13 protein-coding genes and 1 pseudogene are annotated in these 15,886 nt (G+C 66.4%); 6 read left to right on the forward strand and 8 right to left on the reverse strand.

Going from position 1 to position 15,886, the window contains the following annotated elements; translation table 11 throughout:
• Positions 1–77 precede the first annotated feature (77 nt).
• From MKCMC460_RS00985 to MKCMC460_RS00995, 3 genes are all read left to right on the forward strand, one after another.
• Positions 78–1,106 (forward strand): PirG, encoded by a 1,029-nt coding sequence (locus MKCMC460_RS00985; RefSeq protein WP_236979089.1) that lies wholly within the window; start codon positions 78–80, stop codon positions 1,104–1,106.
• 167 nt (positions 1,107–1,273) lie between these two features.
• Positions 1,274–2,908 carry an LGFP repeat-containing protein gene (locus MKCMC460_RS00990; RefSeq protein WP_236979091.1) on the forward strand — a complete coding sequence of 545 codons (1,635 nt, stop codon included), beginning with the start codon at positions 1,274–1,276 and terminating at the stop codon, positions 2,906–2,908.
• Positions 2,909–2,945: 37 nt separating this feature from the next.
• Positions 2,946–4,892 (forward strand): alanine racemase, encoded by a 1,947-nt coding sequence (locus tag MKCMC460_RS00995; protein WP_236979093.1) that lies wholly within the window; start codon positions 2,946–2,948, stop codon positions 4,890–4,892.
• Here MKCMC460_RS00995 and MKCMC460_RS01000 read toward each other — a convergent pair.
• A complete protein-coding gene (locus MKCMC460_RS01000) occupies positions 4,889–6,253 on the reverse strand; it encodes an HNH endonuclease signature motif containing protein (protein ID WP_238305206.1) in 1,365 nt (454 codons plus the stop codon). The two genes, MKCMC460_RS00995 and MKCMC460_RS01000, sit on opposite strands and share 4 nt — an antisense overlap.
• Positions 6,254–6,569: 316 nt before the next feature.
• Here MKCMC460_RS01000 and MKCMC460_RS01005 point away from each other — a divergent pair, with 316 nt between their 5' ends.
• Positions 6,570–8,078 carry a PE family protein gene (locus MKCMC460_RS01005; protein ID WP_238305207.1) on the forward strand — a complete coding sequence of 503 codons (1,509 nt, stop codon included), beginning with the start codon at positions 6,570–6,572 and terminating at the stop codon, positions 8,076–8,078.
• Between the two features lie 26 nt (positions 8,079–8,104).
• Here MKCMC460_RS01005 and MKCMC460_RS01010 read toward each other — a convergent pair whose 3' ends face one another.
• The 7 genes from MKCMC460_RS01010 to MKCMC460_RS01040 all read right to left on the reverse strand — a co-directional run bounded on the left by MKCMC460_RS01010 (position 8,105) and on the right by MKCMC460_RS01040 (position 13,830).
• Positions 8,105–8,575, reverse strand: a complete 471-nt coding sequence (locus MKCMC460_RS01010; protein ID WP_236979099.1) for a DUF350 domain-containing protein — start codon at positions 8,573–8,575, stop codon at positions 8,105–8,107.
• Positions 8,576–8,597: 22 nt separating this feature from the next.
• Entirely contained in the window at positions 8,598–9,764 is a 1,167-nt protein-coding gene (locus tag MKCMC460_RS01015) for a glutathionylspermidine synthase family protein (RefSeq protein WP_236979101.1), read from the reverse strand.
• Positions 9,761–10,306: a hypothetical protein gene (locus tag MKCMC460_RS01020; RefSeq protein ID WP_236979103.1), complete on the reverse strand. Its 546-nt coding sequence runs from the start codon at positions 10,304–10,306 to the stop codon at positions 9,761–9,763. Before MKCMC460_RS01020 ends, MKCMC460_RS01015 begins: the two co-directional genes overlap by 4 nt.
• Positions 10,307–10,654: 348 nt before the next feature.
• Positions 10,655–11,485 carry an HAD family hydrolase gene (locus MKCMC460_RS01025; protein ID WP_238305939.1) on the reverse strand — a complete coding sequence of 277 codons (831 nt, stop codon included), beginning with the start codon at positions 11,483–11,485 and terminating at the stop codon, positions 10,655–10,657.
• On the reverse strand, positions 11,482–12,267 hold the full coding sequence (locus tag MKCMC460_RS01030; RefSeq protein ID WP_236979105.1) for a 1-acyl-sn-glycerol-3-phosphate acyltransferase: 786 nt from the start codon (positions 12,265–12,267) through the stop codon (positions 11,482–11,484). Before MKCMC460_RS01030 ends, MKCMC460_RS01025 begins: the two co-directional genes overlap by 4 nt.
• A 21-nt stretch (positions 12,268–12,288) precedes the next feature.
• Entirely contained in the window at positions 12,289–13,047 is a 759-nt protein-coding gene (locus MKCMC460_RS01035; RefSeq protein ID WP_236979107.1) for a 1-acyl-sn-glycerol-3-phosphate acyltransferase, read from the reverse strand.
• Between the two features lie 3 nt (positions 13,048–13,050).
• Positions 13,051–13,830: a 1-acyl-sn-glycerol-3-phosphate acyltransferase gene (locus MKCMC460_RS01040; protein WP_236979109.1), complete on the reverse strand. Its 780-nt coding sequence runs from the start codon at positions 13,828–13,830 to the stop codon at positions 13,051–13,053.
• Between the two features lie 90 nt (positions 13,831–13,920).
• Between MKCMC460_RS01040 and MKCMC460_RS01045 the strand changes: the two are divergent.
• Positions 13,921–14,262: pseudogene (locus MKCMC460_RS01045) on the forward strand (phosphotransferase); the annotation flags it as partial.
• 59 nt (positions 14,263–14,321) lie between these two features.
• The gene (locus MKCMC460_RS01050) at positions 14,322–15,884 is read left to right on the forward strand and encodes an MBL fold metallo-hydrolase (RefSeq protein ID WP_236984512.1); all 1,563 of its coding nucleotides are present in this window, start codon (positions 14,322–14,324) and stop codon (positions 15,882–15,884) included.
• Positions 15,885–15,886: the final 2 nt, after the last annotated feature.

The raw sequence follows: 15,886 nt of genomic DNA on the forward strand, positions 1-15,886 counted from the left end.
CACACCAATCTCACTCGTACCATCAGTCATGTGGGTCTCGCGCCCACACCCGAGTAGTCCAGATTGAGGAGACTTTCGTGCCGAACCGACGCCGACGCAAGCTGTCGACAGCCATGAGCGCGGTCGCCGCCCTGGCAGTCGCAAGTCCGTGCGCTTACTTTCTCGTTTACGACTCGACCGCAGACACCAAACCCGTGGAGCACCACGAGTTCAAACGGGCGGCCAGCGTCGCCGACCTGCCGAACGAGTTGATCTCCGCCCTGTCGCAGGGGCTCTCGCAGTTCGGGGTCAACCTGCCGCCGGTTCCCGCCCTGGGCGGTACCAGCGCGAGCACCGGGTTGGGCACGACCGGCCTGGGCACCACCCCGAGCTTGGCCAGCCCCGGCCTCGGCGGCACCGGCTTGGGCACCACTCCGGGCCTGACCCCGTCCGTGCCCGGAGCGCTGACGTCGCCGGGCACCGCGTTGTCCCCGACGGGTGCCGGCGCGAATCCCGCGCTCAGCAATCCCGGACTCACCAGTCCGACGGGGGTGACTCCCGGAACGGCCGGGCTGACTCCGGCCGCCGGCACCGGCGAGGTTCCGATCACCGCCCCCGCCGGCTTGGACCCGGGCGCCGACGGCACCTACCCGATCCTGGGCGACACGTCCGGCCTCGGCGGCGGTGGCGGCACCGGATTGTCGCCGGTGGCGGCCGGGTCTGGCAGCGGCGGCGGCGGTGGCGGCGGACTGGTCAGCGACCTGATGCAGGCCGCCAACCAGCTGGGCGCCAGCCAGGCGATCGACCTGCTCAAGGGGCTGATCATGCCGGCGATCATGCAGGGCGTCCAAGGCGGGGCCGCGGGTGCTCCGGGCGCTGCTGCCGGCGCTACGCCCGCGCTCCCATCGATACCCGGAATCCCCGCCGCGGCGGCTCTGCCTGGTGCCGCGGCAGCCGTGCCTGGCGCGGCGGGAGCCCTGCCCGGCGCGGCGGCGGCCCTGCCCGGCGCGGCGGCGGCAATCCCGGGGGCGGCTGGGGCGGTGCCCGGCGCTGCCGCGGCAATCCCTGGTGCGGCGGCGGCCATCCCGGCTGCCACGGCGGCTGCCACCGAGGTGCCACCCGTCTAACCGGCACGAAAGCCTGTCACCTGACGGCACCGCAGAGTCACGCATCGGCCCCCGCAACCGGCCGGCGAACATTCTCTGCGGTGTCGTCGACGGGTTTCCAGGAGATTTCGGGCATTCGGGTCGTGTCGTCACACCAGAAACATTCGACACACACGTAACATCGCCTCGTGTCCAGCAGTCGCGCCCCGACGACGCTGCTCACCGCTTTCGTCGCGACGGTGGTGATCATCTCGTGGCTGCTGGTGCACCCGGGCTCCGCCACGCATCCGGTGTCGCCTGGCGGTGAAACCGAACTCGCCGAGCAGCCGCTGGTCGGCCTCGGCGGCGGGGTGACAGTCCGTGAACTGTCCCAAGCCACGCCGTTCTCCCTGGTCGCGCTCACCGGTGATCTGGCGGGGACGTCTGCCCGGGTCCGCGCGAGAAGGCCGGACGGTTCGTGGGGGCCGTGGTATCAGACCGAATACCAGACCTCGGCGCCCGACCCGGTCGGCGCGGGGACAGGCACGGCGTCGAAAGACCCGCGCAGCACCGAACCGGTGTTCGTCGGGACGACGACGTCGGTGCAGATTGCCGTCACGCGGCCACTGAATGCGCCGGTGACCCAGGCGCCGCCGGCGCCACCGGCGCACAGCGATCTCGGATACCGGCCCGCCTCCAAGGAACAGGCGTTCGGGCAGAACCTCAACGCGATACTCATCTCGCCGCCACGGGCGCCCGTCGAGACGCATTGGACACCGCCGGCCGGTGTCACCATGCCGGGCCAGGCGCCGCCCATCATCAGCCGAGCGGAGTGGGGCGCCGACGAATCGCTGCGCTGCGGCAGTCCGCAGTACGACCGCGCGGTCCGGGCCGGGGTGGTGCACCACACCGCCGGCAGCAACGACTACTCACCGCTGGAATCGGCCGGGATCGTCAAGGCGATCTACACCTATCACAGCAAAACCCTGGGCTGGTGCGACATCGCATACAACGCGCTGGTGGACAAGTACGGCCAGGTGTTCGAGGGCAGCTCCGGCGGGCTCACCAAACCGGTCGAGGCGTTCCATACCGGCGGGTTCAACCGCGAAACCTGGGGCGTGGCGATGATCGGCAACTTCGACGACGTACCGCCCACGCCGATCCAATTGCGCACCGTAGGGCGGCTGCTCGGATGGCGGCTCGGCATGGCCGACGTCGACCCACGCGGCACGGTGGAACTCGAGTCGGCGGGCAGCTCCTACACCGTCTACCCGGCCGGCGCGATCGCGAAGCTGCCTGCCATCTTCACCCACCGCGACGTCGGGAACACCGACTGCCCGGGCAATGCCGCGTACGCGCTGATGGACGAAATCCGGGACATTGCAGCACATTTCAACGACCCGCCGGAGGAACTGATCAGAGCGCTGGAGGGCGGCGCGATCTATAAGCACTGGCAGGAAATGGGCGGCATGAGCAGTGTGCTCGGGGCTCCGACGTCCCCGGAGGGCGACGGGGCGAACGGATCGCGGTTCGTCACGTTCGCCAAGGGTGCGATGTACTGGTCGCCGGCCACCGGGGTGCAGCCGATCACCGGCGCGATCTACGAGGCGTGGGCGTCGCAGAGCTACGAGCACGGCCCGCTGGGGCTGCCGACCAGCGCGGAGATCCAGGAGCCCCTGCAGGCCACGCAGAATTTTCAGCACGGAACACTGAACTTCGAGCGCCTCACCGGGAACATCACCCAGGTGCTGGACGGGATCGCCACGCCGCTGTCGACACAACCGCCGAGCGGCCCGAACGTACCGCCCGAACACTTCTCCATGCCGGCGCACCCGCCCAACTAGTCTGACGGTGGCAACCCGCCGCCACTAGTCTGATCGGGTGCAGGCCACCCCTTACCTGACGATCGATCTGGATCAGGTGCGGGCGAATCTGCGCGATTTGCGACTCGCGCTGCCCGATGCGCGGATTCGCTACGCCGTCAAGGCGAATCCGGCGGCACCGATCCTGCGGCTGCTCGCGGAGTGCGGCGCGGACTTCGACGTCGCGTCGATCGGCGAGGTCGACGCGTGCATTGCGGCCGGTATCGACGGCGCGCGGTTGGCGTTCGGCAACACGATCAAGACGGCTGCCGCCGTGGCGGCGGCGTACTCCCATGGCGTGCGGCTGTTCAGCTTCGACACCCCAGACGGCGTGGATGTGATCGCCGCGAACGCACCGGGTTCGCGGGTGGAATGCCGCATCGCTGCGCCGGTTCCGTCGTCGGTGACGCCGTTCGGGGACAAGTTCGGCTGCTCGCCCGACGACGCCGTCGGCCTGTTGAGGCGCGCCAGGTCGGCGGGGCTGATTGCGGACGGGGTCAGCTTTCATGTGGGTTCCCAGCAATTGGACGTCAGTGCCTGGGAGATCGGTATCCGTTGTGCGGCAGCGATATTCGATGCTGTCGACGGACTCATCGTCGTCAATGCGGGCGGCGGCATACCGCTCCCCTATGCGGGTGCGGCCCCTTCCCTCGAGGCGATCGCCGACACCGTGACGGCTGCGCTGACGCGCTATTTCGGTTCCAGCGCACCGCAACTCGTGCTGGAGCCGGGCCGCGCGATCGTAGGCTCGGCCGGCACCATCGACTGCGCAGTCGTGTCGGTGCGCACCGCTACTGACGGCCGACGCTGGGTCTACCTCGACATCGGGCGTTACAGCGGCCTGGCTGAGACCGAGAACGAGTACATCCGGTACCGATTGCAGACCCCGCGTGCCGCCGACGCGGTTGCCGACGCCGTGGTCGCGGGACCCACCTGCGACGGCGACGACGTGCTCTATCGAAGTTATCCGCTTCCGGTCACACTGCGCGCGGGCGATCGCATCCGTATCGCGGATGCGGGTGCCTACACCGCCAGCTATGCGTCCGTCGACTTCAACGGATTTGTGCCACTACCAACCGTTTTCATTCCTCCTGTCGTTCCGGCCGTGCGAACCATCGTTGAGCCGCTGGCACCGGGACTGTCTCGGAGCTGGCTCGTTTCGGAAGTGATCTGCGAGGCGCGCACCGACTTTCAGCATCTGGTGATCGGTCGCACCGGGCAGGGTGTCGCGTTGTTCAGCGACGACGAGCGCCAAAGCACCGAATTCAGCCAGCTCGTCTACCACGAGGCACTGCTCGTGCCGGCGCTGCTGTTGGCCGACAAAATCGAACACGTGCTTGTCATCGGCTCCGGCGAGGGTGTGGTGAGCCAGATGGCGGTAGCCGCGGGCGCCAAGCGCGTCGATCACGTCGACATCGACGCCGACGCTGTCCGGCTGTGCGCACAGCACCTGCCTTATGGATACACCGCCGATGAGTTGCTCAGGGCGGAACAAGGGTTCGGTGCAATCCAGGTCTATTACGGTGACGGATGGGACTTCGTGGAGCGGGTCGCTGCCGGAGCACCCGATACCGGACACTACGACATCGTGGTCGTCGACCTGCCCGACGAACGCATCGAGTCTGCGCAGCACAACCGCCTGTACGACACCGGCTTTCTGCGGCGCTGCCGCCGTATTGGTCAGGTGGTGGTGGGCCAGGCCGGCTGCCCGACGTTGTGGCGCAACGAGACATTGCGGTCATCTTTGCGCCGCTTCGATGAAACCTTCGACACGGTAGTTTATTTCGGCAGTGACGAGCACGAGTGGGCCTTTCTGTCCGGCTTGTCGGGCCGCGTCGCAGACGCGGAAGCCAGCGCGGTGGGCACAATGTCAGCCAGGCTGCACACGCTGGCCTACCGGCCGCGCACCATCGACGCCGCCTCATTGGTGGCGGGCACCATCCCGCCGAAGTCGTTGCGTACCTAGGGATCGTCGTTGTCTTCGTCGGGGGCGAAGAGTCGTTCGGGGTGGTGGATGGTGTTGATGCGTGGTTGGCCTCGGTCGTGGTGTGCCGGGGGTAGCCATTCGATGAGGCCGCGGTGGTTGGTGCGGGTGGTCCAGCCTTTGTCGGCGAGGCGGTTGTGGATGCCGCAGGCCAGGGCGAGGTTGGTGATGTGGGTGCTCAGGCAGGTGTGCCAGGCGGTGAGGTGATGGACCTCGGTGTGATACGCCGCAGCGGTGCAGCCGGGTCGGGTGCAGCCGCGATCGCGGGCATACAGCAGGAGGCGTTGGGCGCGGTTGGCCAGCCGTTTGGTGTGGTAGAGGGCCAGGGGTGTGGCGCCGTCGAACAGGGCGAGGTAGGGGTGCGCGGCGCCCGACCAGCGGATCACATCGGACATCGGCACTAGACTGCCGCCGCCGGTGCGGGCTGTGCCGGTGCCGGCTTCCAGTTCGGCCAGGGTGGTGGTGACCACGATGGTGACGGGCAGCCCGTGGTGGCGGCCCAGGTCCCCGGAGGCCAGTAGCGCCATCAGCCCGGCGTGCAGGCCGTCGTGGCGGCGTTGGGTGGTGCCGCGGGTGTCGCGGCGGACCGCTTTGGGGTCCGGCTCGTCCTCGTCGATGTGGGGCAGGTGGTCCTCGGGGTTGGCGATGCCGGGGGCGGCCAGTTTGGCCCAGGCGGCTTCCAGGGCGGCGCGCAGGGCGGGGGTGATCCAGCCGGTGAGTTTGGACATGCCGTCGGGGTCTTGTTTGCCCAGACTCAGGCCGCGCTTGCGGGCGCGTTCGTCGTCGGAGAATTCCCCGTCGGGGTGCAGGTAGGCCAGCAGCGTGAGGGCGTAGTCCTTGAGTTGGTCGGGGCGCATGGCGGCGGCTTTGCCAGCCAGGTCGGCTTCGGCCTGTTCCCGGGTGCCGGCATCCACTTCCGTCGGTAAGTGTTTGACGAAGTCGCGGATCTCGTTCACGTGGCCGCTACCGATACGGCCGCGGCGTTGGGCGGCGGCGGTGGCCTCCAACCGCGGCGCCAACGGCTCCCCCGTCAGCGACACCCGCTCGCCCAGGTCGGCGGCGTCGGCGATCCGCCGGCCAGCCTCCGAAGTCGTGATCCGCAGCCGATCGGCCAGCGCGTTACGCAGGGTGTCACCCAACTCCTCCTTGCTCACCGCGGCGAGCTGATTCAACAACTGATGCTGCGGCACCGGCAGCCGCCGCACCACCGTCTCCAAGCGCTCCAGGATCGCCATCCGCTCCGGGGTGCTCAGCACCTCAAACCGCAACTCACACACCCGCTCGACCGCCGCATCGAGCACGTCGAGAACCTCGACGATCTCCGCACGCGTGCTGGCTGTCATACCCCGGATTCTACGAACACCCACCGACAACCCGCGTCCCGCAAGGACGCTGAAGACGCAGCAGGGCAAGAACTTTCGAGAATGGAACCAAACACAGTCCCGGTGCGTCTAATGCCTTTGGGCACCTGTAGTGCGCGCGAGGGTCTTCGACTTACTCCACTTGGCCAATCATGGGGGTCGCATTAAACGGTGGCGTGACGACGGCGGCAACGGCTAACCCGTCACGCCCTGAATTCCTCAATCCCCGTCATCGGCCGCCCGTTGCGTCATACGCTCACGAGGAGCAGCTCGGTGATCCAAGGGGAGGAAATCGACTATGTCGTTTGTGGCTACCGCGCCGGACTTACTGACCACCGCGGCCAAGGATCTAACCGATATCGGCTCGACGCTGCGGGAGGCGACGACAGTCGCCTCGGCCCCTACCACCGCTCTCGCGGCGGCGGCCGCCGATGAGGTGTCGGACGCCGTCTCGCAGCTGTTCGCCAGCTTCGGCCGGGAGTTCCAAGCGGTCAACACCCAGGCGGCAGCCTTCCATGCCGAGTTCGTGCAGCTATTGAGTGGCAGCGCCGCGCAGTATCTGAATGCTGAGATCACCAATGCTGCAACGACTTTAGCTAACACACCGGTCCAATCCCTGCTGGCGGGCGGCCCGGCAGCCACGACAGTGCCGGGTGGCGCCTACGGGCAACTGGTCATTAACACGGCCACCAACCTGCAGACCCTCGGGAATGCTTGGTCTGCTGACCCCTTCCCGCTGCTGCGTCAGATCGTCGTCAATCAACAGGGCTACGCCAAGCAGATCGGGGCGACGTTCGCCGCCGCCATCCAGAGCTTTCCTGCCAACCTGGCGAACTTACCAGCCGGCATAGAGGCCTCCGTTCAACAGCTGATCACCTTCCCCGCGGCGTCTTACATCCAACAATTCGTCGCGACGCAACTCGGTTTCGCTCAGACGGCCGCGACAGCGGCTAACCACGGAATCACCGGCCTGGTGGCTGGGCTGCCGGCGTTCGGGACGGGATTGCAGACCACGTTTCAGACGCTGCTGACGGGCAATTACACCGGCGCCCTGGACGATCTGGGTCGGGCCTTCGCGAATCTACTGGTCACTGGAATCTACCCCGGTCCGGTCACCGTTATCGTTGACCTCACGCATCTTACGCTGACAGCTTCCCTCTACCCGAAACTGCTTGGCCCACTTGGCGATTTGTTCACCATCATGAACCTCCCCGGCCAAGAGGCACAGTATCTCACCAACCTGATGCCCCCCTCAATCCTGCGTCAGATGTCGCAGAACTTCACCAACGCAGTCAATACCCTTACGCTACCTAGCATTTCAGTGCTCCTCACGCAGCCGTTGACCGCAACAGGAAGTCTGGCCGCCAACTTCGGGATACCGTTGGCCCTGACCTATGCGGCGGCCGGCGCACCGTTCTCGGCCTTGAACGCGCTGGCGACCAGCGCCGAAACAATCGGACACGCTGTGTCGACCGGCAACCCACTAGGAGCCGTCGCTGCCGTAATCGATGCTCCGGCCAATGCGCTGAACGGATTTCTCAACGGTGACAATGCTTTTGATACCCTGATTCAGGTTCCGACCAACCTCCCGGTCGGGTACCCCCAGGACGTGACGATCACGCTGCACCTGCCCGTCGACGGTATTCTCGTTCCACCCCAGCCTGTGACGGCAACCGTGGACCCCCATCTGCCACAATTCGTCAGTCCATTTGACGTGACCATCCTCGGCACGCCGTTCCCGGGCTTGGTGCCGTTGCTGGTCAATTACCTGCCCCAACAGCTCGCCGCCGCAATCACGCCCGCGTAACCGTTTCAGCAGCGACCAGACGCCACTCAGAGAATCGCTACCGCCACCACGATGCCGAGTGCGAACTGCGCCGCCGCCACCATGAGCGCGTCGTAACTGAACTCCTCGGCGTAGAACAGCCTGTCCATATCGATGCCGAGCGCAACCGTCGCGATCCGCATCATCACTACCTGGGCGACGATCCCGACCAGCCCGAAGATCGCCGAACCGGCCAAGCCCTCCAACAGTTTTCCCGAAGACGAGTAGATCGCCAGCACCACTATCAGAGCCATGCTGATCATCCCGGCGGCCGCGACGATGATGGCATTCGGCTTGCCGGCCTCGACCATCTTGCGCAGTGGGCCCGGTGTGGTCAGGTCGATGGCGTAGAACCCGACCAGCATCAGCACCAGCCCGACGATCGCATACAGCACGATGGCGCCCGCGCCACGACCGAGCACGGCCATATAGCCGGCGTCCCAATAGCCGGAATTGGCTGCGACAGTGGATGTCGTCATCGAAGACCAACTTTCTTTTCGGTTACTTGAGTGGGATCCGGTGCGGGACGAATGCCGCGCCGTCGTCGGTGATGAGTCCGGCCGTCTCGCGGATGCCGAGTCCCGCCGAGGTATCCCCGACCACCCACGCGCCCAGTGCGGGACGCATGCCGTCGAATTCCGGTAGCGGGTCCAGTAATTGGTAGACGAAGCCCTCTTCGCCGTAGAAACCGCCGGTGGCGGTCTCCAGGCCGGCGCCTACGACGGTGACGTTGGCGCCTTCCCGGCCCAACTTGGGTTTACGCACATATTCGGTGAGTTCGTGCGGATCGTCGAGATAAGCCGGTAGCAGGTTCGGGTGTCCTGGATACATTTCCCACAGCACCGCCAGAATCGCCTTGTTCGACAACAGCGTCTTCCACAGTGGCTCGATCCACATCGTCTGCGGCAGAGTGGATACCACGCTCTTACCGAATTGGTCATCGAGCACCCATTCCCACGGATGCAGCTTGAAGATCGCCTGGATCGGGTCCTCTTCGAGGTCCACGAACCGCTGCAGTGCGGAGTCCCATCCCACGTCCTCGATGAGCAGCCCGACGGTCGCAAACCCGGCTTCCGCCGCGGTCTCCTGCAGGTAGGTTGTGGTGATCTGATCCTCGCCGGTGGTCTCCACTCCGGACCAGGCGAAATGTAACTCGTTGCTGGGCAATATATTACGGACCACTTTCCAGCGATCGACCAGCTGCTCGTGCAACGAGTTCCACTGGTCGTCGTCGGGAAACTTATCTTTGAGCCAATACCATTGCACGATGGCGGCTTCCAGCAGCGTCGTCGGCGTATCGGCGTTGTACTCGAGCAGCACCGCAGGTCGTTTCCCGTCGTAACGTAAATCGAAGCGGCCGTACACATGTGGGTCCGAACGGCGCCACGACTCGGCGATGTGTGGCCAACTCCATTCCGGCAGACCAAAATCGGCGTATCGCTCCATCAGGACGATCTGCTCGACCGCGTTCAGGCACATCGAGTGCAGCAGCTCGACGTCGGCTTCCAGTGCCAGGATTTCGTCCATCTCGAACTCGTAGTAGACCGATTCGTCCCAGTACGGGCGGGCAGCACCGGTCGCGTCGCGCGCGGGTGTCCCGTAGACAAGTCCTTGCGATTCGACGATCGCCGGCCAGTTCGGCCGCGGCTGTGTCCGGCCACGTTTCACGAGCCGCCGCTCCCGCCCTTGCCTCCGCTGCCACCCTTGCCCCCGCTGCCACCCAACCCACCGCGCTGAATGGTGGTGCCCGACTTGGTGGTGACGGTGGCCCCCTTGGGGATCGAGGTTGAGCCGCCAATCGGCCGCTGGCCGACCGACCCGGAACTGCCGTAGTAGTAACGGTATTGGTGCCCGCCCCAGAAGAAGAATCCGTTCAGGCCCGGAGTGTGCCCGGTGCAATAACTGTCGGGGACGATCACCGGCTGACCGCTCGGGTCGTCCTGGACGCACTGCGCGGTGACGTGCTCGGGCGACAGCAACCAATACCCGACGCCCGCGACCAGACCGACCACCCCGACAGCGGCGGCGGAACCCATCAGGATGCGCTTCTGCCTCTTGCGTTTGGCCTCGGCGGCCAACCGCGCCTCCTCGGCCTCGCGCTGCTGATCCTCGTACTTCTGCCGAGCACGCAGCTCGGCCGGAGTGGGTGGTCGCGGCTTGGTGGTGGCCGCGTCCTGAAAATGGACGCTGCCGACGGGTTTGGTGGGCACGTCCGGCTTCGGCGGCTCGCTCGGCTGCAAAGGCCCGCCCGGCTGCAAAGGTTCGCTCGGCTGCAAAGACCCGCTCGGCTGCAAAGACCCGGTGCCCTCATCGTCCGGGTCGGCCTTCCCGTGCGGCATCACCCTGGGCGGCGGATCAGCCTTACCGGGTCCGCTCTTGTCGGGCCGGTTCGCCCCGAACGCACCCCGGCGGGGCCCACTTGGCGTGGCTCCGCCGTCCTCAGCGTCCTCAGGCGAACCTGGATCTGACCCCACTACCTGTCCTCCGGCCCATTCCGGTCGCAATCCGGCCGATACGCGAACACGCGGGCAGTCTCCCACATCTCGGGAGCAAAATCGTCAAGTCCACCAACGCTCGAGCACGCGCGCCACACCGTCTTCGCTGTTGGGGGCCGTCACTTCGTCGGCGGCGGCCCGCGCGTCGGGGTGCGCGTTGCCCATCGCCACCCCCAAACCCGCCTTCAGCAGCATCGGGATGTCGTTGGGCATGTCGCCGAAGGTGACCGCATCGGCGATGTCGAGTCCCAGCGGTTCGGCGACCTCGCTCAGCCCGCTGGCCTTGCTGATGCCGCGCGGCACGATCTCGAGCAAACCGTTGTTGGTGGAGTACGTCAGGTCACCCTCATCGCCGATGTGTCCGGCCATCGCGGCCGCCATTTCCGCGCTGGACGCGCCGGCCATGCGGATCAGCAGCTTGATCGCCGGCGCGCTGAGCAGGTCCTCGAAAGACACCTCGGTGTTGTCCGGGTTGAGCCAGGCGTGTTCGTAACCCGGCGAGCTGACGAACTGCGGGGTCGCCGAGTCGTGCGCGCGTTCCCCGATCCGCTCGACCGCCAACCCGGCACCCGGAATGACGCGCCGGGTGATGTCGGCCAGCGCAGCCAGCGTCTCGACGGACAGCGTGCGCGCGGCGACCACCCGGTCGTGCTGGGGGTCGTAGATGACGGCGCCATTGGCACAGACCGCCATCGGGGCGAACCCAAGGGCCTCGACGACCGGTCGGACCCAGCGCGGCGGACGGCCCGTGGCCAGCACGAACTGTGCACCGTCGGCGACCGCGGCCAGCACCGCCGCGCGGGTACGCGGGGTGAGGGTCTCGTCCTCGTTGAACAGGGTGCCGTCGACGTCGCACCCGATGAGCGCAGGCTTACGGCCGGCGGGTGTCGTCAGCTTGGTCCGCCCTTTTTCGGATTTTTCGAGGTGACGCCGTCGTAGCCGAGCTTTTGTGCGCGCTCGGCCAACTCGGCGATCCGGAACTCTTTGGACTCGTCCGGGGTCGGCGCGCTGCCGCCCAAGCGCCGCGGTACCCAGTACTCACCCTCCGGATGCGGATACTGCTCCTGCACCCAGTGCAGCATCGCCTCCATCGCCTGCCGCAGTACGGCGTTGAACTCCTCGGGAGTCCCCTGCGGCCACAGCGGCCGGCCGATCGCGGCGGTGATCGGCACCTTGCTGCGGAACAGCTTCTTCGGGTGGTCTTTGGGCCAGATCCGGTGCGCACCCCAGACGATCATCGGGATGATCGGCACTTGCGCCTCGATCGCCATCCGGGCCGCCCCGGTCTTGAATTCGCGGAGTTCGAAACTGCGGCTGATGGTCGCCTCCGGGTGGACTCCGACGAGTTCGCCCTCACGCAGGCGTTGCACCGCCACCGCATAGGCCTCGGCGCCCATGGTCCGATCCACCGGGATGAGCTGAATGTGCTTGATCACGTAGTTGACGGCTTTCACGTCCGCCATCTCGGCTTTGATCATGAACCGCAGTCGCCTCTTGCGCTCCTTGGCGGCCAGCGACGCGGGAATCCAGTCCACGTAACTCGTGTGGTTGAGCGCGATGATCGCCCCGCCGCGCTCGGGAATGTTTTCCAGACCCTGATAGGTGATCTTGTTGCCGTTCAACGCCACGACGGACGGAACGAGATATTCCAGCATTCGGAAGACCGGCTCAGCCATTGCTCGACTCTCCTTCTACCCCTAACTCGACCGATGCGGTGCCCGACCGGCGGCCCTCGCCGCGGTCTCCTCAGCGTCCATCTGCGCAGCCTCCTCCAGCGTCGGCGCGGAACCGCCGAGACGGCACGGCACCCAATTTTCACCGGCGGGATGAGGATAGTTCTGCTGGACTTGGTGCAGCAGCGAAGTCATCGCGTCGTGCAGCTGTTGGTTCGTCACCGTGACGTCGGGATCGGGCAGCAGCGGCCGACCTATCGCGACGGTGATCGGCACCTTGTGGTGGCCGATGCGTCGCGGCAGGCCCTTGGTCCAGATGCGTTGGGAACCCCAGACGATCACCGGCACTATCGGCACGCCGGCTTCGACGGACATCCGGGCGGCGCCGGTCTTGAAGTCTTTGAGCTCGAAGCTGCGGCTGATCGTGGCTTCCGGGAAGACGGCGACCGCCTCTCCCTCCCGCAGTCGCTCGACCGCGGCGGCATACGCGCCGGCGCCGGCGCTGCGGTCGACCGGAATCGCCCGGTTGTGTTTCATCATGAAGTTGACGATCTTCACCTGCTGCATCTCGACCTTGACCATGGGCCGCACCCGTCGGCCCCCCGGCCGGCGAAATGCCAGCGCGGCCAGTGCCCAGTCGATATAGCTGGTGTGGTTGATCGCGACCACGCAGCCGCCGTGGGCCGGGATGTTCTCCTCGCCGAGGTAGGTGACGCGGCTTCCGGTGAGACGGAGAAACATCCTCGAGACGAACTCACTGGCGCGGTAGACGGGTTCGGCCACGGGTCACTGCTCCGGTGATCTGGTGGGATGTGCCCGCTCGGCTCGCAACGCCGCTTTCTGCGCTGCTTCCTCGGCGTCCAGCTGCGCCGCCTCGGCCAGCGAGGGGGCACCGCCGCCCAGCCGGCGCGGCACCCAGAATTCGCCGGCCGGGTGTGGCCCGTACTGCTCTTGCGCGCGGATCAGCAAATGCTGCATCCGGGAACGCAGCAGGCTGTTGAGTTCGGCGACGGGCAGTGTCGGGGCGATCGGCTCGCCGACGATGATCTGGATCGGCACCTTGGGTCGGTAGATCTTCTTGGGGTGATCCTTCGTCCAGATCCGCTGCGCGCCCCAGACGATGTGCGGGACGATGGGCACCCCGGCGTCGACGGCCATCCGCGCGGCCCCGGACTTGAATTCCTTGATCTCGAAGCTGCGACTGATCGTCGCTTCCGGGTAGACGCCGACCAGTTCACCGGCCTTGAGGTTCTCCACGGCAGCGCTGTAGGAAGCCGCCCCGCTGTCGCGGTCCACCGGAATATGCCGGAAAGCGCGCATCAGCGGCCCGGTTATCTTGTGATCGAATACCTCTTGCTTGGCCATGAACCGCACCTTGCGACCGAGGCCCTGGCGGTAGGCCGGCAGACCCGCCAGCATGAAGTCCAAATAGCCGGTGTGGTTGATTGCGACCACGGCGCCGCCGCTGGTCGGCAGGTTCTCCACGCCGGTCACCGAGATCTTGAGGCCCTGCAGGCGAAAGATCATCCGGGCGAGCGTGATGGCAGTGCCGTATGCGGGTTCCACAGCAATTCAGCCTAGTGCTCCAACCCGACGAGCGGCCCAAGTGGCAAAGAAAGGCGGAGTGAAGCGCTGGTGTATCCCGAGTCCCCGCGTCCGTTCGACTGGTCGGTGCAGACCCGGTTGCCCCTCCTGCATCCCGCGCACCGGGCGAACCTGCCGGAGCCGCCGCCGGTCGATCGGCTGGTGGTCTGTCACGGCGACGCGTGCGCTCCCAACACCTTGATCGACGACGTCGGTCGCTATTGCCGGCAGGTGGACCTAGGCGAGCCCGGGGTGGCCGACCGGCGGGCCGATCTGGCGGTGGCAACGCTGTCGTTGGGCTGGAACTTTCCCGGCCGCGATTGGGAGCCGGACTTCTTCGCCGCCTACGGTGTGGACCCCGACCCGCTGCGGATCGACTACTACCGGCGGCTGTGCCAGGACCCTGACCTCTGAACCAAGCTAAGCTCAGGGCTGGTATTACAGCCACCCGGATGGCTGAACGAAAGGTATTTGTGCAGGTCACCAGCGTCGGCCACGCCGGCTTTCTGATCCAGACCGCCGCGGGCAGCATTCTGTGCGACCCGTGGGTCAACCCCGCCTACTTCGCCTCGTGGGTGCCGTTCCCGGACAACCGCGAGCTGGACTGGGACGCCCTCGGCGACTGCGACTACCTCTACGTCTCGCACCTGCACAAGGACCACTTCGACGCCAAGCTGCTGGCCGAGCACGTCAACAAGGATGCACTGGTGCTGCTGCCCGACTTCCCGGTGCCCGACCTGCGCCACGAGTTCGAGAAGCTGGGGTTTCACCGGTTCTTCGAAACCACCGACTCCGTCCGGCACCGGGTGTCGGGGCCCAAGGGCGACCTCGACGTGATGATCATCGCGCTGCGCGCGCCCGCCGACGGCCCGATCGGCGACTCGGCGCTGGTGGTGTCCGACGGCGAGACCACCCTGTTCAACATGAACGACGCGCGACCTGTCGATCTGGACGTGCTGGCCGCCGATTTCGGCGCGATCGACGTGCACCTGCTGCAGTATTCGGGCGCGATCTGGTACCCGATGGTCTACGACATGCCGGCCCGCGCCAAAGAGGCGTTCGGTATCCAGAAGCGGCAGCGACAGATGGACCGCGCCCGCCAGTACATCGCCCAGGTGGGTGCGACGTGGGTGGTGCCGTCGGCCGGGCCGCCCTGTTTCCTGGACGCCGAGTTGCGGCACCTCAACGACGACCACGGCGACCCGGCCAACATCTTCCCCGACCAGCTGGTGTTCCTGGACCAGATGCGCAGCCACGCACACGACGGTGACCGGTCCAAAGGCCTGTTGATGATCCCGGGGTCGGTCGCCGACTTCACGGGCTCGACGCTGAATTCGCTGCACCACCCGCTGCCCACCGAGCAGGTCGAGGCTATCTTCACCACCGGTAAAGCCGCTTACATCGAGGACTTCGCGCAGCGGATGGCGCCGGTGCTGGCCGCCGAGAAGGCCACCTGGGCCCCCGCTACCGGCGAACCGCTGCTGGAGCCGTTGCGCGCCTTGTTCGAGCCGATCATGCTGCAGAGCGACGAGATCTGCGACGGCATCGGATACCCGGTGGAGTTGGTCATCGGCCCCGAAACAGTGGTCCTGGACTTTCCGAAACGTGCTGTGCGGGAAAGCATTCCCGACGAGAAGTTCCGCTACGGGTTCGCGATCGAGCCAGAGCTGGTGCGTACGGTGCTGCGCGACAAGGAGCCGGACTGGGTCAACACCATCTTCCTGTCGACTCGTTTCCGGGCCTGGCGCGTCGGCGGTTACAACGAATACCTGTACACCTTCTTCAAGTGCCTGACCGACGAGCGCATCGCCTACGCCGACGGCTGGTTCGCCGAATCGCACGACGATTCCGCGTCGATCACGTTGGACGGGTGGCAGATTCAGCGTCGCTGTCCGCACTTGAAAGCGGACTTGTCCAAATTCGGTGTGATCGAAGGTAATACGCTGACCTGCAATCTGCACGGCTGGCAGTGGCGCCTCGACGACGGCCGCTGCCTGACCACCCGGGGGCACGAGCTGCGGAGCTGCCGGGCATGAGC

This window comes from Mycobacterium sp. 20KCMC460 (assembly GCF_022179425.1).
Lineage (GTDB): Bacteria > Actinomycetota > Actinomycetes > Mycobacteriales > Mycobacteriaceae > Mycobacterium > Mycobacterium kiyosense.